The organism is Spirillospora sp. NPDC048823, from assembly GCF_043198445.1.
In the GTDB taxonomy this organism is placed as follows: domain Bacteria; phylum Actinomycetota; class Actinomycetes; order Streptosporangiales; family Streptosporangiaceae; genus Spirillospora.
Genome location: NZ_JBICUT010000001.1, coordinates 117,099 through 135,197 on the forward strand (window position 1 = coordinate 117,099; position 18,099 = coordinate 135,197).

Below are 18,099 nucleotides of genomic sequence, written 5' to 3' on the forward strand. Positions count from 1 at the left end.
GACAGACTGAAGAATACCTTCGTATGCTCGACCAACTGGACCCCGCCGAGGCCAATACCGGCTATTCCATGCTTATAGGTGCCGCTTTCTTTGAGGCGGCCGAACGACGCTTCATCAGGAACGGTAAGTACGTGCCTGATGCCGAGGTAATCGACTTCGTCGCCGCAGTACGCTCGGTGAACGAGGATACGGCCGCGACACTCGATCCGGCGATCGCCGAGCGAATTCTCCTCGCCGCGCTCGACAAAGGCGAGATCGATGACCTCGACGACGATACCGTTCTCGGTCACGAGATGTTCCTGTTGGCCGCGATGATCTCCGACGAGGGATTCAGCGACGAAGAACTTGATGCCTTTCTCGCGCAGGCACGCGGGACAGCGGATCAATGGCTTTCCCAGTAATCGACTGCACGGGTGTCGAACTGAGGGACGAGCACGTTGCGGCGCTACGTTCGCTTCTCAAGGGAGAAGCCGGTGCCTGGCGGCCGTTCCAGGTCGCGGAGTCTGAGGAGGAAGCGATCGCCCACACCGTGATTCTGTATGGAGCGTTCAGAGTTGCGGTGTGGCGGAAGTTTTCGCCGACCTACTCGGCCCCTGATGTAATCCGCTTCGTCGCGGACATGCGCATCGGGTACGGACGAGACGTGAGCCCGATCCATCCTCGCGTGGCCGAGCAGTTGATTCTCGAGGCACTGGGGAACCCTACCGCTGAGTCCTATGTTCCGCCGGACGCTGAGACCACGATCGGCGCCGAGGCCGCGATTCTCGATACCTTGCTGCACGAGGCGAACCTTGATGACGCAGGCTTGGAGGAGTTCATTAAAGACTCCGCCGACTTTGCCAGAGAATGGATTGCAGCCCGGCAAGGGGAACCCCGCAACGTCTGAGTAGATACGAACATTCGGAATGGGAAGCCCACCCAAAGACGGGTGTGTTCGTGCGGCGTCGGATCGGAGATTCCAGCAGGCGGACGGCAGCGTCATCTGTTGGACAGGGCTGATTGCATTCTCAAATGTTGAGACCGAGGGCGATGAGTGGGTGGGTGAAGGCGTCGCGTGCCCAGCGGGTTCCTTCGGCGATGTTGGTGAAGCCGAGCAGGCGTAGTGCGCTGATGCCATGGCTGCGTATGACCGCCAGGACCGAGGGCAGTGCGCCGGTCCGCACGCGGCACCGGTCTTCACCCAGTGTCACATCCCGGACGTAATGATCGCGGTTCTCGATCGCCCATTCGCCGCGGACGAAACCGGCCAGCCGCCGGGGGCTGGCTTGGGCGGCGGTCAGGCTGGCGACGCCGAGCACCGCCTGGGCCGACAGAGGGCTGCCGTCCAGGCCGGAGAAGTGGCGTTCGACCAGGAACACCTGCTTGACATGGGGGAATCTGATCCTGCTGGGGGCGGGCATCACCTGGATGGTGCGGATCTCCTGGTGGCCGTGGCCGCGGTCGTAGGTGGTCCACCCGGACGGAACATCGTTCCACGGCAACTGGTCGAGCTGGTCGAACAGGCCCGGCTGGTTCCCGCCGACCGGGAACACGAAGTGGGCGTTTCGGCTGCGCAGGTAGCGAACGTGGTCACGCTGGGTATGCATCATGTCGGCGCTGACCACCATGTTGGTGATGTCGTCGATCTGGTCCAGCAGCGGAACGAACGCGGTGATCTCGTTGCTCTTGCCGTCCACGTCCAGTTGCGCGAGCGTGACGGCGTCGGCGGCCAGCATCGCACCCAGGCGGTGCCGGGCCCGGCCGTCACCGGTGGCGGTGCCGCGCTGGGACTTGCCGTCCACAGTGAGGCCGATCAGTTCATCGTCGCCGTGCAAAGCGGGTACCTGCGCGGCCCGGTAGCGGGCATAGGCGGCATCGACCTGGGCCGGGTCGACCTTGGTCAGGGTCCGGTACACCGTGTCGGGGTGGGGAGCCTCCAGCACGCCGGTGCGGGCATTGCGGCGTGCGCCCACGCTGTGCAGTACCTGCTCAGGCGCCACAGCGATCCAGTGCCCGACTGCCGCCCAGGTGGCCGCCCCCGACATGATCGCGGCCTGGACCAGCGCGAACATCACCGTCAGCGAGTGACGGCGGCCCCGCCGGTCACGCGGATCGGGAATCTGCGCCCACACCTGCAGCAGGTCGTCGCCGGCCGCACCACCGCCCTTCCCGGCCGGGTGCTCCCCGGCCGTGTCCTTGGTGATGACCGTGATCAGTGACGAGAACGCGGACGGCGTGGCAGACTGCGTGAACAACGAGGCTCCGTAGGACGATTGATCTAGGCAATCGCCGTTCTACGGGGCCTTGTTGTCTCCTGGCCTGCGGACACGCCTCACGCGATCATCCCGTGACCTGGCGTCTCGCCCCGGCCATCTCAACATCCGAGAACGCAATCAGCCCTGGGGCACGCGACGACTTCACCCACCCACTCATCGCCCTCGGTCTCAACATCTGAGAATGCGTTCCACCCTGCCACCCGGCCCTAAGGTGAATCAAGCGAATCCTACAGATACCATAACCGGCGGCATCATGCTCGCCACCCTGGCCATAGGCGCCCTCGTTAAGGCGAAGGAAAAGATCAAGAACTCCAGGCGGAGCTGAAATGAAGATCACTGATAAGCAAGTCGCCACCTTGCGGGCCCAGCTTGCGGGGCGGACGGACGAGTACGTGCGCCGGCTAGATAAATTGGAGACCGAAGAAGAGCAGACCGGCTACACCACGCTCATCACTGCCGCATTCTTCGAGGCCGTCGATCGGCGATTCATCACGAACGGCAAAGCCGCGAACAATAGCGAAGTCATCGACTTTATTTCCACGAAGCGCGAAATCAATCCAGTCGCCGCCGAACAACTCGACCCAGGTGTCGCCGAGCAGGTGCTCCTGTCTGCGCTCGGCAAGGGGGCGATAAGCCAGAAGATCGACGGGGACACGTTGATGGGGACCCAGGTGCTCCTGCTTGCGGCACTCATCGGCGAAGCCGACCTCAGTGAGGCCGAACTCGAGAGCTTCCTGGCGAAGGCGCGCGCCGAGGCGGACGAGCACATAGGCTGACACGGCCAACTACCAGAGGGGTGTCCAAATGACGGCCAGTCTTCCCGGCCATGTTACAGACATGCACCTGGCAGCATTGCGCACGTTCCTGGCCGAAGGTCCTGAAGAATGGCTGGAGCGGTACGGGGAGGAAATCAAGAACGAGGTTGACACCGGATATTCGCTACTCGTCTACTGCGCTTTTGGTGAGGCCCTACGGCTGAAATTTTCGCCGACCTACACCATCCCGCAGGTGATCCGCTATGTCGCTGACCTTCGCCTCCAACTTGAGGAGTATGCGCATGAGTTGGACCCCCGCGTTGCTGAAGGCCTCATTCGCTACTCCCTCGGAGACAAGTCTCTTAACGGCCGTCCGCCATTCGGCGTGGACGAAGTGACCATGATGCGCGCCCAGATCCTCCTGCTCGTTGCTCTTGTCTCGGAAGAGGATCTCGATGAGGCGGAATTGGAGAGGTTCATCAAAGACTCCGCCGCTATCGCCCGGGAGCGGGGCGTGGCCTGGCAAGTCGAGTCCCGCAACGTGTGAGCAACGTACGGGCCGTCGGAGTGGGATTGCTGGTCAAGACAGATGTGGCTCGCGCGGCATCGGAGATTCCATGCAGGCGGGCGTCGACCTGGCCTGCTCGACGTGTTGGTGAGGTCTGGTCCGGTGACCACGGGTGATTGGTGCCTCTCGTCGCTTGCGCCTGCGCTCTCCGGCCGAGGAATCATCGACGCCCACACCGACATACAGCGTGTGCTCTCCTCCCGCCTGCCGCGGGCAAGACGCCGAGGTGAGGCAGGCCGGGAGTGCAGTGACCCGCATATGGAACGCTGGGTACCCGAGCGGTCGGGTCAGTCGGCCGATCCGGAGGAAGCGTGGAGGGCGAGGTCGGGGCTGGATGAGTTGGCGCGCGTGTTGGGAGGGTGAGACGGGATGAGCTTCAGCGAGGCCAGCGAGCAGCGGCGTCAGCCAAGCGGCATCCCACCCATCCTGGGTGGTCCGCTTCGATCGACATCATCAACGCCGGCGCCTACCTCCGATGACGGTGCGGGGCTTCATCCCGCCCTGCTGGATCCGGACACCCGGCTGGTGGCGGCGCTGCGGCTGTTCGACTCGCGAAGGTCCACGGCCATGTCGCTCGTGCGGCAGGCGGCCGATCTGCTGGTGCACGTCCGCAAGGTCATCGGGAGGTCCGGCTTCCCCTATCTCCCTGAGTAGATCGACCGCCGCAGCGCCGACCGGACGGCGGCGGGCCGGCAGCTGCCGGCGCGTCCGCCGCGCTGGCTCTCGTGGCGCGGCCGGCGGCGCGCGGCGATGCAGGGGCGATCACTGCCGGGCGGTCGATGCGCATGTGGTGGCTGCGCCGGCGACGTTGACGCCTGGGCTCGGAGGGAGTCGACCTCGCCGAGCTGCTCCTGTTCCGCGCGCACACGGGAGTGGCCCGCGGCCTCGCCGGACGAAGACCTGGCCGGCGGGCTCCCGAGACGACGGGAGGCTCGGCGAATGGTTGCGGGAGTGGTGAGGGAGCGGGTGCCGTCGTGCGCTGGTGGAGGGGCGGTGGCGCGGCGTGTGTTGGCAGAGGGACTGATTTTGTGGGCGTTCACCGGCAACGTTTGTCGGCGAGTTCGATGAACGCCTCTTCTTAGGGCGCTGCCATGTTGATGAGATCGAGCAACACGGCTTGCCAGATAGGCGGGTACTAGCAGGTATGACCTGGAGCGGCCCGTGACCTTCTTCCTCTCGCGGTGGCCAAGCTGAGCTGATCGGACTCGCTCGCTATACTTCGACAGTCGATATATCGTCTCCCGTATGGTCAAACGAGCAACGGTGATGAGCGAGCCCACGTACTTCGTACTGGCCGCGCTGCTGGACGGGCCCGTGCACGGCTACGGGATCATCAAGAGGGCGCACGAGCAGTCGGGCGGGCGGGTCCGGCTGGCCGTCGGCACCCTCTACGGAGCCCTGGACCGGCTGACGAGCGACGGGCTGATCGTCGTGGACCGCGAAGAAGCAGTCCAGGGCCGTCCGCGTCGTTACTACCGGCTGACCGAGGACGGGCGCCTGGCCGTCACCCGCGAGGCTCTGCGGATGGAGCAGGCCGCCCGGGTCGTCACGGGCCGCACCTCCCTGGTGACGGGGGACGCCGGAGCATGAGCGGGTCATGCACCGAACGCTGGTATCGGCTGTTCTTGCGGGCGTTCCCGCCTGGTCACCGCGCCGAGTACGGCGCCGAGATGATCGATGCTCTGCTGAACGGCACCTCTCGCCGTGCTCCCTCGCTGCGGGAGACGGCCGGGCTGCTCACCGCGGGCTTCGCCGCCCGGGCTCGTGCGGCCACCGCCGCGCCGTGGTGGGCCGACGGGCTGCAACTCGGCTTGCTGATGCTGGCACTGGCGAACATGGCCTACGGCATCGCCGACCATTCGTCCCCCTGGTGGCTGGCCGCTTCGGCGGCGCTGGTGGCGGCGTTGCTGCGCGGCCGGGCACTGGTGGCCCTACCCCTCGCCCTGCTCGTAGCGCTCTCGACCAGCCGGGCCATGCTGCTGGGGACTCAGGCGTCATCCTCGCCGGCGCAGATCCTCGGACCGTCGAACCACAACTGGGTCTCACTCGCCCCCTACGGCGTGCTGGCGCTTGGGGCAGTGGCACTCGCGGCCAGCAGGCCGGCCGGGCCGCGGCGTCTGCGTGCGCGGCCGTTGTGGTGGCTTGTCATCCCTGCGGCCTCGTTCGCGCTCACCTACATGCCCGGGAATCACGAGTACGGCCAGAACTGGCAACTGGTCAGGGCAGGCACAGAGAGCGCCCTCCTACTCGCCGGAGTGCTGGCCACCGCGATCGCGCGCAATCCGCGCTGGGCACTGGCTTCGGCCATCTACGTCCTGCCCGGCGTGGCCTCCCCGCTGATCAACCCGCCCGCGAGCGCGCAAGTCACCGGCTACTGGTTGACCCTCATCGGGCTCCTGCTCACCATGATCGCGACAGCATGGCGGCCCCAGCCCCTCCCCGAACGTCGCCATCCGCAATAACCGAACCGCCGAAACGCAGAGCCGCACCGTTGACGGAACTCATCGACATCCCGGAGGCGACAAGGACGCCAACGTTGCCGCCACCGGTGAACAAACGTTCCTGCTTATGACGGCCACACTCAGAGGGACGAATGTGCTGGTTCTCGGTGGGTGGGATCGGTGGGAAACTTGGAGGCATTTGACCAGTTCCTTTGATCGGGCGGCGCCCGTGCCCTGCGGCTTGGTGCCGCCCGATCACCTTGCCGCTATCCCGCCGTGCCGTGGCGGGGTCCATCACAGGGAGTTACCACTCCGCATGACGTGGTTCGAAGCCATCGTCCTTGGGCTTGTCCAGGGGCTTACCGAGTTCCTGCCGATCTCATCGTCCGCCCATCTGCGGCTGACGGCCGTGGCCGCCGGGTGGCGTGATCCTGGGGCGGCGTTCACCGCGGTCACGCAGATCGGGACGGAGACGGCGGTGCTCGTCTACTTCCGGAAGGACATCGCGCGGATCGTCACCGCCTGGGCGCGTTCCCTGGTGAACGAGGAGGCGCGCGGGGACAGCGACGCCAGGATGGGCTGGCTGGTGATCATCGGCTCGGTGCCGATCGGTGTGCTCGGCCTGACTCTGAAGGACTACATCGAAGGGCCCTTCCGCGACCTGCGGCTGATCGCGTGCACGCTGATCGGTCTCGGTGTCGTGCTGGCCCTCGCCGACCGCTACGCCACCCGCAACGCGGACCGGGAGCGGGCCGTCGGGCGGCACCGTGCGGACCGGCCGGTCAAGAACCTGGAGGACCTGACCGTCCGGGACGGGTTGATCTACGGGCTGTGCCAGTCGCTTGCGCTCATCCCCGGTGTGTCGCGTTCGGGGGCCACGATCACCGGTGGCCTGTTCCTCGGATACAACCGTGCGGCCGCGGCCCGGTACTCGTTCCTGCTCGCCATTCCGGCCGTGCTGGCGTCCGGCGCCTATGAGCTGACCGAGATCGGGGAGCCCGGCAGCCACGTTGACTGGGGGCCGACGATCCTGGCCACCGTCGTCGCCGGCCTGGTCGGCTATGCGGTGATCGCCTGGTTCATGAGGTTCATCTCCACCAGGAGCTTCATGCCGTTCGTCCTCTACCGCATCGCCCTGGGCGCCACCGTGCTGGTGCTGGTCTGGTTCGGTGTGCTCGACCCGCTCGCCGGTGGCGCCCACGGGTGATTCCGTGGTTGTCCGGAGGTGGTCGGGCGGTAGTACGGGGTTCAATCGTTCCCGGGTGCGGGGTGCTCCTAGGATGTTCCGACCTGACAACGTTGTCAGGGCGTGAGAAAGGGCGGTGCGGGGTGGCTCAGCTGGCTATTGCGAACTCGTTCATGCCGCAGTACGCCAAGTTGGAGCCGAAGGTGCGCAAGGGCGTGGACGCGGCCATCGGGAAGTTCGCGGAGCACACGCATGCGGGGCTGCACCTGGAGAAGCTCGCCGCCGCCAAGGATTCACGGATCCGGACGATCCGGATCGACCAGTCCTGGCGCGGGGTGGTGCTGGCGCCGGACAGGGGGGACGTGTACTGCCTGCTGGCGGTGATGCCCCACGATGACGCGATCAGCTGGGCCACGAGCAGGAAGTTCTCGGTCAACCAGGCGCACGGCGTGTTCGAGGTACGGGACCAGGTCGCCCTGGACGAGATGTCCCCCGCGCTGGAGAAGGCCGCCGAGAGGACCGGTTACCGGCTGCTGGAGCACGTCTTCGACAAGGACCTGCAGCGGCTGGGCATCGATGAGGAGCTGCTCCCGCTCGTGCGGCTGCTGACGGAGGACGCGCATCTCCAGGCGATGGAGAGGCTGCTGCCCGAGCCGCAGTACATGGCGTTGCTGGCGCTGGCGCAGGGCATGAACCCGCAGCAGGCGTGGGAAGAGGTCGCCAAGACGCTGGCGGTGGAGGAGAAGCCGGCCGACGTCGATCCCGATGACCTGGTGGCGGCCATGCGGCGGACACCCGGGCAGGTCGTTTTCGTGAATGGGCCCGAGGAGCTGCGGGACATTCTCGCGCACCCCTTCGACACCTGGCGGATCTTCCTGCATCCGGTGCAGAGGCGGGTCGCGTTGAGGCCCTCCTACAGCGGGCCCGCGCAGGTGACGGGTGGTGCAGGGACGGGGAAGACCGTTGCGGCGCTTCATCGGGCGAGGTTCCTCGCGTCCAAGGGTGGGCGGGTTCTGCTGACCACGTTCACGCGGAACCTGGCGGAGGCGCTGGAGAAACAGCTCGCGCTGCTCGTGGACGACCCCGAAGTGCGGGATCGGGTTCATGTCAAGACCGTGGACTCGGTTTCCTACGAGGTGGTCGGGAGGCACCACAAGCCTGGAGTGGCCGGGGCCGATGTGCTCGATCCGCTTTGGGAGGAGGCCGCGGAAGGGACGCCGTTCTCGCCCTCTTTCCTGAGCCGGGAGTGGGAGCAGATCATCCTGGCGCAAGGGCTGGAGACCGAGGAGGAGTACCTCGCGTGCACACGGACCGGGCGCGGGGTTCCGCTTGGGAAGGCGCAGCGGCCGGTGGTGTGGCGCGCCATCCGGCATGTGGTGGACGGGCTGGCCGCCGAAGGCAGGTCGACGTTCCCGCAGCTCGCCAATGAGGCGGCGGAGCTGGTGGACGGTCCCGGGTACGACCATGTGATCATCGATGAGGCGCAGGACATCCATACCGCGCAGTGGCGGTTGCTGCGCCGGCTCGTGGCGGAGGGGCCCGATGACCTGTTCATCGTCGGGGATCCGCATCAGCGGATCTACGACAGCCATGTGTCGCTGACGAGTCTCGGCATCAATGTGCGGGGGCGCAGCACGAAGCTGAAGCTGAACTACCGGACCACGCAGGAGATCCTGGCCTGGTCGGTGCCGCTGCTGGGCTTGTCGCCGGCGCAGGGGCTCGATGATTCCGCGGACACCCTCGACGGTTACCGGTCCCCCATTCACGGACGGCGTCCGGTGGTGAAGGACTACCCGGACCAGGACGCGGAGCTGGACGGGCTCGTCGAGCAGATTCGGGCCTGGCTGGACGCCGACGTGGAGCCCAGCGCGATCGGGGTCGCGGCCCGGTACGTGTGGGTGGCGCGTAAGGCGGCGAAGCGCTTGAAGGATGAGGGCATCGCCGCGTATCAGGTGCCCAATAAGTCGGCGGGCGTGCAGGTCGGATCCATGCACAAGATGAAGGGCCTTGAGTTCCGGTGTATGGCGGTCATCGGCGCAGGCGAGAAGTGGATGCCGGCGGCGAATGCCATCACGCCGGAAGGCGAGGACCCGAAGGCGCACGCCCAGGACATCCAAAAGGAGCGGTGCCTGCTGTTCGTGGCCTCCACGCGGGCCCGGGATCACCTGTACGTGTCGTACGCGGGTTCTCCTAGCCCGTTCCTGCCTGGTTGAGGTCGTCCAGGAGGGTACGCAGGCCGGATATCTGCGAATGGTCGTCGCCGTAGAGGGCGGTCAGGTCGGACAGGAGGTCGGTCAGTTCCTTGCGGGCCCGGTCCGTGTCGCCTGCGGCGAGCTTCAGGCGGGCGATCCGTTCGCGGATGCGCAAGGTCAGGGGGTCGCGGGGGCTGCCGCCGGAGGCGTCGTCCAAGAGTTCCTGGAGATGGCTTAGGGCCGTGTCGGTGGCGCCCAGGTGGGCCTGGCAGACCGCTTCCTGTTCGCGGCAGTTCAGGACGTGGGGGTCGTCCGGGCCGTACCACTCGGCCAAGGTCACGGCGGCGGCGCGGTAGGCGTGGACGGCCCGGCGGTGGTCGCCGCCGCGGAAGAGGACATCGGCCAGGTCCAGGCGTAGCCCCGTGTACTCGGGGTCTTCGTCACCGAGGGCCAGGCGGGCGGGTTCTGTCAGGTCGGAGAGCAACTCTGCTGCTTGGGTGTAGCGGCCTTCGTCGGCGAGGTCGCCTGCTTCCGCGCGCGCTTGGACAACCTCATCGAAGGTGGGGAGTTCGACTCGTTCCGCTGGTGCTTGAGTACGCGGAGCCCTGCCGGTTATCCGGATTCGGCTGACGGCGTTGGCGTACAGGTGTTGCGGGGCGACCGTGTCGACGATGCCCGGCAAGGATTCAAGGGACGTGACGAACTCCAGTAGGCGCCGGTAGACCTCGTCGGCGTTCGCAGGGCGGTCGCCCGGTTGTTTGGCAAGGAGTTGCAGGACGAGTGCGTCCAGCCCGGGTGGCATGTCGGGGCGGAGGTCGCTCGGCGGGGTCGGGTCGTCGTCTTCGTGGCGGCGCAGCACCTCGTAGGGGGTGTCGCCCGAGAAGACGCGGCGGCCCGTGAGCATCTCGTAGAGGACGCAGCCGAGGGAGTACAGGTCGCTCTGCGGGCTCGGGGTGCCGTACACCTGCTCCATGGCGGTGTAGCCGGGCGTGTAGGGCGCGCCAAGCCCGGTCGTCGTTCGCCGTACGTCGCCTGGGCCGAGCCCCACGGCGGCGCCGAAATCGAGGACTTTGACCGAGCCGTCTGGGCAGACCATCAGGTTGCTGGGTTTGAGGTCCCTGTGCACCAAGGGGCGGCGGTGTGCGACGTGCAGCACGGCGCATACCTGGGCGGCTATGAGCGCGGCCCACGAGATGGACAGTCTCTCCTCGGCGTCCAGGACGTGGTCGACCGTCATGCCCTCGACGTACTGCATCACCAGGTAGAAGCAGCCGTCGTGGCTTCCGAAGTCGTAGACGGTCGGGACTCCGGGGTGCTCGAACCAGGCCGTGCTGCGGGCCTCCTGTTCGAAGCGACCGACGAGTGACTCGTCCGATACGCGGGTGAACTTGACCGCGAGGCGCCGGTCGAGGAAGCGGTCGTAGGCGCGCCACACCTCGCCCATTCCGCCGCGCCCGATCGCCTGATCGAGTTCGTACCGTTCGCGTTCCCCGAGGAGATCGCCCCGCCGCACCACCCACCTCCTCAGGGCCGTGCCCGCAGCGTACTAGCGTCCGGACGGCGGTGGTGGGGCGGCGTCAATCGGAGGGGCGGCGTCAACCGGAGGGGCGCAGGGTGCCGGCGCCCAGTCCTTCGAGGCCGAGGCGCAGGACGTCCGCGCCCAGTTCGTAGGTTTCGCGGAGGGCGGACTCCAGGTGGGTGAGCTGCCGGAACGCCCGGCCCAGTTCGGTCTGCTCCTCCAGCGTGAGGCGGGGCAGGCGGGCACGGCGGACGTCGAAGCGGGCGGACGAGGTGGAGCTGCGGAGGCGGGCGCCCTGCGCGCCGAGCAGCAGCCAGCCCGCGACGAAATCGGGGTCGGCGCGGGCCGGTTCGACCCGGACCAGGGCCAGGCCGGGGCCGAGGACGGGGCCGTCCCCGGTCATGACGCGGGCGGCGGGGTGGCGGGCGGCGAGGGAGACGACGATGTCGCCGGCGGTCGTCGGCACGTGGTCGGCGTCCGGTGCGGCCGTTCCCGTGGGTGCGCCGCCCAGGGCGACGTCTTCGAGGGTCAGGACGGGGACGTCTCCTTCACCGATCCTCACCCTGGGAGGGGGACGGAGTATCTGGAGCACGCCCGCCTTCGCCAGTTCACCGATCGTCGTCATCGGGACGTCGTCGCGCGCCTCGGCCTGGGTGAGAGCAGATAGTTCGGCGGTCGTTTCCCGTAGTTCGGCGGTCTTCGTCAGGAGGAGGTCCTGTGCGGCGGTGAACGAGCCCTTCGATGCGGGGGCGCTCCGCTGCGGGAGGTAGCGGGCGGGGGTGAGGTCTACCTCGTCGTCCAGCAGGTCGATGATGCGTACGACGACGCTCGCGTCCGTTCCATCTGCCTTGCCCTTGGTGTAGCGGCGCCAGGCGTCCAAGGCGACCTTCGGGAAGGTGTCCGAGTCGGCCGAGGTGTCGACCATCAGGACGTCGTCCGCGGGGGTGTCGCCCGGGGACGGTCGGCGGAGGACCCACACGGCGAGCGCGACCGCCATGTTCGGCACCGCGCCGGAGGGAAGGCCGATGACGGCCCGGAGCGCCCCGCGGCGGAGCAGTTCCGAGCGGACGCGGCGCCCGGAGCGGCGGTTCGCGACGGCGGGGGGCATGAGGATCACGACCGTTCCGCCGGGCCTGACGTGCGCGAGGCCGTGCTGGAGCCACGCCAGTTCCGATTCCATGCGGGGCGGGAGGCCGTACTCCCAGCGGGGGTCGCCGGTCAGCTCCTCGTAGCCCCAGCCGCGGTCGTTGAACGGCGGGTTGGTGGCGACCAGGTCGACCGTCCGGCCGGGGAAGGCGTCGGCGAGGAGGGAGTCGCCCGGGTGGATCTCGGCGGGGGCGCCGTGCAGCGCGAGCTGGATCGCGGACATGCGGGCGGTCGTGTCGTCGATCTCCTGGCCGAGGAGCTCTTCGACGTCCTTGAAGAGGTCGTTCGCCATGCCGAGGTACGCGCCGGTGCCGCAGGCGGGGTCGAGGACGGTGCGGGCGGGGCCGCCGAGGTCGAGCATCAGCCGGACGACCGGTTCCGGGGTGAGGTAGACGCGGCGGCTGTGGTGCTCCAGGTAGCGGGTGCGGAGGAACTCGAAGGTCTCGGCGACGCCCAGTTCGTCCACGAGCTGGGAGAGGGCGCGGACGAGGGGGACGGCGTCGGGGGGCGGGCCGTCCGGCATCAGGTCGGTGTGGGCGCGGACGGCGCCGGGGAGGGCGGCGGCGATCTTCTCGTCCGGGGCGGGCGCGAGGCCCCGCCAGTGGCCGGGGTCGGCGCGCAGGTAGAGGAGGAAGGCGCCGGCGAAGGTGAGGACGTCGGCGAGTTCGACGTCGCCGTACGCGGCGGCGCGCAGCGTCTGCCAGACGCGTTCGCGGACGGGTGAGTCGGCGAGTTTTCCCTGGCCGCGGAGCCAGTCTTCGACGTCGGCGAGGGAGAACGTCGGGCTGACGGCCGTGCCGCCGACCGGCTGGGGGAAGTCGTCGTGGCGGCGGCGCCAGTTGCTCACCGCGGCCCGGCCGACCGCGGCCAGCCGCGCGATATCGGCCGCGGTCACCGTCGCGTCGTGCGGCACCGGCACTCCCATCAGCGGACAGCCTCGATGATCTCCACCCTAGCGCCTACCACGGCCATTGCGGCGGTTGATCTCGTTCACGCCGCCATCACAGTCGTTTCAAGGCGAGTCTGTTGTGAACGCTCCTTCTTCGGTTGATTGCGTTCACAGATAGATGTGTGGTTTGCTGTGTACAGCCGATCCGCTTCCCCCGAGATCAGCGGAGTTGATTTCCATGCTTGTCCCGACGATGTCGCTGCGAGAGTTCGATGACGCCCAGAGCCGCATGCCGCCCGGCCTCGCCGACCGCACCCAGCGGATGCGCGCATGCGCCACACGGGCCGCCTGGTGCGGCTGCTGCGGCGTCGCGCGGAGGCTGCTGCGGCTGTGCTTCGCCGCCGTCCGGCACGGCGACGACGCGATCGCGGAGATGCTCGTCACCGAGGCCGAGCACTACATCGGCGGCGGGCGGCACCCCCGGACCTGCCCGCAGGCGCCGAGGCCCGCGGTGCGCGGCCGCAGGGCGCCGGCGCAGGGGCGGGTGCCCGGCTGGTCCGCGTTCCCGGGCGCGCTCGTCGCCGCGACGGACGCGAGCTGGAAGCAGGGCACCTGCGGGATCGGCTACGTCGTCAGCGACGGCCGGTGGGGCATGCGCGGCTGGACGTTCGGCCCGCAGGACCCGACCGGGCCCCGCAGGGTGCTGGTCAGCGAGCTGCGGGCCGTGGCCCTGCTGCTCGACCGCGTCGAGGACGGCCGGGACCTGGTGCTGCTCGTCGACAGCCTGTCCGCGCTGCGGTACCTGCGGGCGTGGCGGCACGGCGACACCGGCCTGATGCCGGACGGCTACGACCTGCGGCCCCGGCGGTCCGGGGCGGCGCCGACGCTGGTCCGGCTGGCCCGGCAGGTCGTCGGGCGGCCCGGACTGCGGCTGGAGTACGTCAAGGGCCACTCCGGCCACCCGCTCAACGAGACCGCGGACTCCCTGGCGTCCATCGCCCGGCGCCGCGTCACCGAGACCTTCGATTCCATCGCCCGCGCCGAGGGCCTCGTCGAGGCGTTCCTGCACGCGTGGCACCGCACCGGCGGTATCGCCGCCTGAACTTCCAGGAGATCGAGATGAGCCATGACCAGTACGGCCCGTACGGCCGCCGTCCCGGCCCGCCCCCGCCGATGCCGGTGCCCGCGTTCGCGGTGCCGCCGCAGAGGCAGCGCGGCAAGGGATGCCTGTACGCCCTTATCGGGGGCGTCGCGACGCTGTTCCTGATGGTGTCGTGCGCCGCGATCGTGGCCACCGGCGGCAGCACGTCCGACCCGGCCGCCACGTCCGGTGACGTTCCGGCGGCGGCCGGTGGATCTCCGGCGGCGTCCGCGCCGGCCAAGGGGACCGCGGAGAAGAAGTCCAAGAAGCCCGTCACCAACGGGATCGGCCGCGAATACCGGGACGGGAAGTTCGCCTTCACCGTCACCAAGGTGAAGAAGGGCGTGAAGAAGGTCGGCAACGAATACTTCGGAGACAAGGCCCAGGGGCAGTTCGTCATCATCTCCGTGACCGTGAAGAACATCGGCGACAACGCCCGGACCTTCACCCATCACAATCAGACGCTTCTCGACACCAAGGACCGCAAGTTCGAGGCCGACCCGGAGGCGTCGCTGTGGACGAACCAGGACGGCAAGTCGTTCCTGCAGCAGATCAACCCTGGGAATTCCGTCAAGGGCCAGCTCATCTACGACGTTCCGCGCGGGGTGAAGCTGAAGGCCATCGAACTGCACGACTCGATGTTCTCCGGCGGCGTCACCGTGCCGCTGGGCGGGAGGTGACGGGTTGTCCGGCGTGACGTGGGCGCTGACCGTCCCGCAGCCGGCCGCGGGCCGACCAACGGTTCGTCCACTGGAAACTTTCGGAGGGCTCGAAGGCGGGCCGCCCACTCCCCTGGCGGTGCGGGACGCGCTGCTGCCGCTCCCGGGCGCCGCAAAGGGGTACCGGCACGTGCTCCTCCTCGGCACGATCCGTCACCTGGTGCGGACGGAGCGCGCGGGCATCGACGTGTCCGGCGACGACCGGGCGCCCGAGGAGATCGTCGAGGACGAGCTGGAGACCCGCGTCCGCCGCTCCGGCGTCACGGCCCGGATCGTCGACGCCCTCCTCGCCGCCATCAAGGACTCCCGCGCTCCTGACGTCCGCCCTCGATTCATGAGCGCAAAGGGTCGGAGCGGAGATTGGTCGAAGGGGGAGCTGGTGCTGCTCGCCCGCGGTGCCTTCCGCGGGCGCGGGTGCGTCCCTCTCGGCGGAAAATGATGACTCGCGCTACGGCAACCGGTCGCCTGACCTGGGCGTCCCATCAGACACAGGGGCTTCTCCCGCCACATCGGACATTTTCGCCGTCACTGGCGGGCGGAATGACAGGAGTCACGGCTTGACCGATCGCAAGTCCACCCTCGCGGAAGAGCAGCGCGCCGTCGATCGCGCCTACGCGTGCTACGAGCGCAGGTTCCGCATCAATCGCGAGACCTTCCGTCCTTCGGAGATCACCGACTCGCGTGCGGGGACGGCGTTCATCCCGGACGTGGCGCCGGAGGTTCGGTTCGAAAGCGACCTCGACAGCGAGGCCCTGGTCATCGCGCGCGTGGACGTCGACGAGGACGAGGAGGCCGGCACCTGGTACATCGGGCGCCGCAACGTCCGCGACGAGGCCGGGGACACGTTCGTCGTCAACTGGCAGACGCCGATGGCCACCGAGTGGCTGCTGCGGCCTCCGGACACCCCCGGCGGGATACGGCTGCGGCGCCGGCTCCGCTGCGAAGGCGACAGGGTCAAGGACTTCCGGGACGAGATCAGGGCGGACGCCGCGGCGCCTCCACGCTCCCCGGCACCCGGGCGAGCTCCGGCGCCCAAGCGTGCTCCGCTTCCCGAGCGCTCCCAGCCCCCTGAGCGCACCCGGGCACCCGAGCCGACCCGGGCTCCTGGACGGGCTCCGGTCCCCGAGCAGGTCTCGGTCCCGTCGCCCGCCGAGCCGGGCGACGAGGCCGCGGCCACCCCGGAGCCCGCGGTCTCCCCCACCGGAGGGCTGAAGGACTTCCTCCTCGAAGACCTGGAGCGGGCCCGCGATGGGCACATGCGCGACATCGTCGAGACGATCCAGCGTGAGCAACTTCTTCTGGTGTCCGACAAGCGCAAAGGCGTCCTCATCGTGCAGGGCGGGCCGGGCACCGGTAAGACGGCCGTCGGGCTGCACCGGATCTCTTGGCTCCTCTACAACCAGCATTTCAAGACCGGCGAGGTGCTGGTCGTCGGGCCGCACCCCGGCTTCCTGCGCTATGTGCGCGGCGTCCTGCCGCGCCTGGGGACACGCGACGTGACGGCGGTCGTGCTGAACAAGCTCTGGGACGAGCCACGCGGCGTCGACCCGCGGGCCGCGCGCCTGGTCAAGTCGGATGCCCGGATGGCGGAGGTGCTGCGGCGCGCCGTGGAGGCGATCCCGCGCGCCGGCGTGGTCGGCCGGCTGCGCGACGACGTCTTCGACATCCGGTTCGAGGGCGTCCCCCTGGCCGTGCCCGGTGCGGCCCTGCGCGAGCTCGCCGAGGCGAACGACACCGCGCCCTTCGCGGTCCGGAAGCGCCGTTTCAGGACCCACCTGGTCGATCACCTGATGCGGTTGCGCGCAGAGGCGGTTCACGGCCGCCCCGACGACGACGTCCGCCGCAGGATCGACCGGGACCCGCGGGTCGTCGGGCTGGTGAACACGGTCTGGCCGAACGTCACCGCCGAGGGCGTCCTGCGCGGGCTGCTCGGCGACCCGGCGGTGCTGCGGACCGCAGCGGACGGTGTGCTCACCGAGGAGGAGCAGGCGGCGATCGCGCGCCCGCCCGCCGCCCGCGTCGGGGAGGAGCCCTGGTCGCGCGAGGACCGGGTTTGCCTAGAGGAATTGCGCGTCCTGCTGACCGGCGACGGCCCGCCCCGCTACCGGCACATCATGGTGGACGAGGCGCAGGACCTGACGCCGATGCAGGCCCGGTCGCTGGCGCGGCGCTGCCCGAGCGGGTCCATGACCGTCCTCGGGGACCTCGCGCAGGCGACGGGAGACCACGCCTATCGGGACTGGTCCGTGCTCGGTGATTCCCTCGCCGCCGGGGACGGCTGGCATCTGGAGGAGCTGACCGTCGGCTACCGGGTGCCGCGGGAGGTCATGGAATTCGCGGAGGTCCTCGGCCGCAGCGTCTCACCGGGGGCGGCGTTCCCCCGGTCGATCCGGCCGGTCGGCCCAGAGGCGGTCACGATGGTGCCGGTGGACTCGTCCGCCCTGCGGGACGAGGCCGCCGAACGGGCGCGGTCCCTCATCTCGCCGGACGACGAGCGCTCCGTCGCGGTGATCGTCCCCGAGGCCCGGCGGGACGACATACAGGCGATTCGCGCGCAGCTGCCGGGTGACGGCCGCGCCACCGTGCTGACCGCGGCGGAAGTCAAGGGCTTGGAGTTCGACCATGTGGTCCTGGTCGAGCCCGCCGAGATTGCCGCCGGGACGCCCGGAGGCCCCAGTCTGCTCTACGTGGCGATCACCCGGTGCACGCGGTCGCTGGTGATCGTGCACGGCGCTCCTGTCCCCCGCGTCCTGCTGCCGGCCACCGTCAACCCAGAGGAAGGCGACTTCGTGATCGACGCACCCGCACCCGCGCCCGCAGCCCAGAAGACCGAATCCGGGACCGGTTTCGAGGCGTTCATCGCGGACCTCGAATGCACCGTGCGGGAAGAGCGCCGGAGCACCGTGCACGAGGGCGTCCGGCACGCACTGATCGCCGAGCTCTACACGGCCGGGCTCGTCCCCACCGTGGACTCCCCCACCGCGGACGTGATCTGCGACGGAACCGGCGGCAGAGTCATCTACGAGGTGCTCGGCGAAGGCGGCAACGCCTACCGGCGCATGCGGGATGCGGTCCTGCGCATCCTGGAGGTGCAGCATGCCGAGGGCGAACCGGCGGAGCACCGGTTCCTGGTCCTTCCCGAGCCGCCGGCGGAGCCGTGGGCACCCGAGGTTCTCGCCGAGGCGTTCGGCATGTCCGTCATCTGGCGCGCCGACGGCCGATGGGAGGGCCGCAACCTCGACACAGCCCTGGGCCGAACCAAATCATGACGGCAACCGTAACGACCGG

General features: G+C 68.8%; 16 protein-coding genes. 13 read left to right on the forward strand and 3 right to left on the reverse strand.

Translation table 11 applies throughout. The annotated features are described in order from the left end of the window. The first annotated feature begins 23 nt into the window (after positions 1–23). On the forward strand, positions 24–401 hold the full coding sequence (locus ACGFK0_RS00500; RefSeq protein WP_392897917.1) for a hypothetical protein: 378 nt from the start codon (positions 24–26) through the stop codon (positions 399–401). After that, a complete protein-coding gene (locus ACGFK0_RS00505; RefSeq protein ID WP_392897920.1) occupies positions 386–886 on the forward strand; it encodes a hypothetical protein in 501 nt (166 codons plus the stop codon). Before ACGFK0_RS00500 ends, ACGFK0_RS00505 begins: the two co-directional genes overlap by 16 nt. Before the next feature lie 121 nt (positions 887–1,007). Here the strand turns inward: ACGFK0_RS00505 and ACGFK0_RS00510 are convergent, their stop codons facing one another. Further along, on the reverse strand, positions 1,008–2,234 hold the full coding sequence (locus ACGFK0_RS00510; RefSeq protein ID WP_392897923.1) for an ISAs1 family transposase: 1,227 nt from the start codon (positions 2,232–2,234) through the stop codon (positions 1,008–1,010). Between the two features lie 347 nt (positions 2,235–2,581). On the opposite strand from ACGFK0_RS00510, the gene ACGFK0_RS00515 reads away from it, so the two are divergent. The 7 genes from ACGFK0_RS00515 to ACGFK0_RS00545 all read left to right on the forward strand — a co-directional run bounded on the left by ACGFK0_RS00515 (position 2,582) and on the right by ACGFK0_RS00545 (position 9,418). Further along, positions 2,582–3,031, forward strand: coding sequence for a hypothetical protein (locus ACGFK0_RS00515; protein ID WP_392897926.1), 450 nt, complete (start codon positions 2,582–2,584; stop codon positions 3,029–3,031). Positions 3,032–3,059: 28 nt separating this feature from the next. Next, complete coding sequence (locus tag ACGFK0_RS00520) at positions 3,060–3,557, forward strand: hypothetical protein (RefSeq protein WP_392897929.1); 498 nt, start codon at positions 3,060–3,062, stop codon at positions 3,555–3,557. A 390-nt stretch (positions 3,558–3,947) separates the two neighbouring features. Next, the gene (locus ACGFK0_RS00525; RefSeq protein WP_392897932.1) at positions 3,948–4,232 is read left to right on the forward strand and encodes a hypothetical protein; all 285 of its coding nucleotides are present in this window, start codon (positions 3,948–3,950) and stop codon (positions 4,230–4,232) included. Between the two features lie 591 nt (positions 4,233–4,823). Then, positions 4,824–5,168, forward strand: a complete 345-nt coding sequence (locus tag ACGFK0_RS00530; RefSeq protein WP_392897935.1) for a PadR family transcriptional regulator — start codon at positions 4,824–4,826, stop codon at positions 5,166–5,168. Further along, complete coding sequence (locus ACGFK0_RS00535; protein ID WP_392897938.1) at positions 5,165–6,040, forward strand: hypothetical protein; 876 nt, start codon at positions 5,165–5,167, stop codon at positions 6,038–6,040. The genes ACGFK0_RS00530 and ACGFK0_RS00535 overlap by 4 nt, the downstream gene beginning before the upstream one ends. Positions 6,041–6,335: 295 nt before the next feature. Next, on the forward strand, positions 6,336–7,226 hold the full coding sequence (locus ACGFK0_RS00540) for an undecaprenyl-diphosphate phosphatase (RefSeq protein ID WP_392897941.1): 891 nt from the start codon (positions 6,336–6,338) through the stop codon (positions 7,224–7,226). Between the two features lie 122 nt (positions 7,227–7,348). Next, positions 7,349–9,418 carry a UvrD-helicase domain-containing protein gene (locus ACGFK0_RS00545; RefSeq protein WP_392899558.1) on the forward strand — a complete coding sequence of 690 codons (2,070 nt, stop codon included), beginning with the start codon at positions 7,349–7,351 and terminating at the stop codon, positions 9,416–9,418. Here the strand turns inward: ACGFK0_RS00545 and ACGFK0_RS00550 are convergent. Together ACGFK0_RS00550 and ACGFK0_RS00555 are read right to left on the reverse strand one after the other, a co-directional pair. Continuing rightward, positions 9,396–10,910, reverse strand: coding sequence for a protein kinase (locus tag ACGFK0_RS00550; protein WP_392897944.1), 1,515 nt, complete (start codon positions 10,908–10,910; stop codon positions 9,396–9,398). The two genes, ACGFK0_RS00545 and ACGFK0_RS00550, sit on opposite strands and share 23 nt — an antisense overlap. Positions 10,911–10,992: 82 nt before the next feature. Next, positions 10,993–12,987 carry an N-6 DNA methylase gene (locus tag ACGFK0_RS00555; RefSeq protein WP_392897947.1) on the reverse strand — a complete coding sequence of 665 codons (1,995 nt, stop codon included), beginning with the start codon at positions 12,985–12,987 and terminating at the stop codon, positions 10,993–10,995. A gap of 202 nt (positions 12,988–13,189) precedes the next feature. On the opposite strand from ACGFK0_RS00555, the gene ACGFK0_RS00560 reads away from it, so the two are divergent. From ACGFK0_RS00560 to ACGFK0_RS00575, 4 genes are all read left to right on the forward strand, one after another. Further along, a complete protein-coding gene (locus ACGFK0_RS00560; RefSeq protein WP_392897950.1) occupies positions 13,190–14,053 on the forward strand; it encodes a ribonuclease HI in 864 nt (287 codons plus the stop codon). Positions 14,054–14,070: 17 nt separating this feature from the next. Beyond that, positions 14,071–14,772, forward strand: a complete 702-nt coding sequence (locus ACGFK0_RS00565; RefSeq protein ID WP_392897953.1) for a DUF4352 domain-containing protein — start codon at positions 14,071–14,073, stop codon at positions 14,770–14,772. A 4-nt stretch (positions 14,773–14,776) separates the two neighbouring features. Further along, positions 14,777–15,250, forward strand: coding sequence for a hypothetical protein (locus ACGFK0_RS00570; protein ID WP_392897956.1), 474 nt, complete (start codon positions 14,777–14,779; stop codon positions 15,248–15,250). Between the two features lie 118 nt (positions 15,251–15,368). Further along, on the forward strand, positions 15,369–18,080 hold the full coding sequence (locus ACGFK0_RS00575) for a hypothetical protein (protein ID WP_392897959.1): 2,712 nt from the start codon (positions 15,369–15,371) through the stop codon (positions 18,078–18,080). Positions 18,081–18,099: the final 19 nt, after the last annotated feature.

Excerpts from the sequence above, each read along its gene's own strand:
- ACGFK0_RS00500 (WP_392897917.1), top strand. The coding sequence starts at position 24 with ATGCTCGACCAACTGGACCCCGCCGAGGCCAATACCGGCTATTCCATG.
- ACGFK0_RS00505 (WP_392897920.1), top strand. The coding sequence starts at position 386 with ATGGCTTTCCCAGTAATCGACTGCACGGGTGTCGAACTGAGGGACGAG.
- ACGFK0_RS00515 (WP_392897926.1), top strand. The coding sequence starts at position 2,582 with ATGAAGATCACTGATAAGCAAGTCGCCACCTTGCGGGCCCAGCTTGCG.
- ACGFK0_RS00520 (WP_392897929.1), top strand. The coding sequence starts at position 3,060 with ATGACGGCCAGTCTTCCCGGCCATGTTACAGACATGCACCTGGCAGCA.
- ACGFK0_RS00525 (WP_392897932.1), top strand. The coding sequence starts at position 3,948 with ATGAGCTTCAGCGAGGCCAGCGAGCAGCGGCGTCAGCCAAGCGGCATC.
- ACGFK0_RS00530 (WP_392897935.1), top strand. The coding sequence starts at position 4,824 with ATGGTCAAACGAGCAACGGTGATGAGCGAGCCCACGTACTTCGTACTG.
- ACGFK0_RS00535 (WP_392897938.1), top strand. The coding sequence starts at position 5,165 with ATGAGCGGGTCATGCACCGAACGCTGGTATCGGCTGTTCTTGCGGGCG.
- ACGFK0_RS00540 (WP_392897941.1), top strand. The coding sequence starts at position 6,336 with ATGACGTGGTTCGAAGCCATCGTCCTTGGGCTTGTCCAGGGGCTTACC.
- ACGFK0_RS00555 (WP_392897947.1), bottom strand. The coding sequence starts at position 12,987 with ATGGGAGTGCCGGTGCCGCACGACGCGACGGTGACCGCGGCCGATATC.
- ACGFK0_RS00560 (WP_392897950.1), top strand. The coding sequence starts at position 13,190 with ATGCTTGTCCCGACGATGTCGCTGCGAGAGTTCGATGACGCCCAGAGC.
- ACGFK0_RS00565 (WP_392897953.1), top strand. The coding sequence starts at position 14,071 with ATGAGCCATGACCAGTACGGCCCGTACGGCCGCCGTCCCGGCCCGCCC.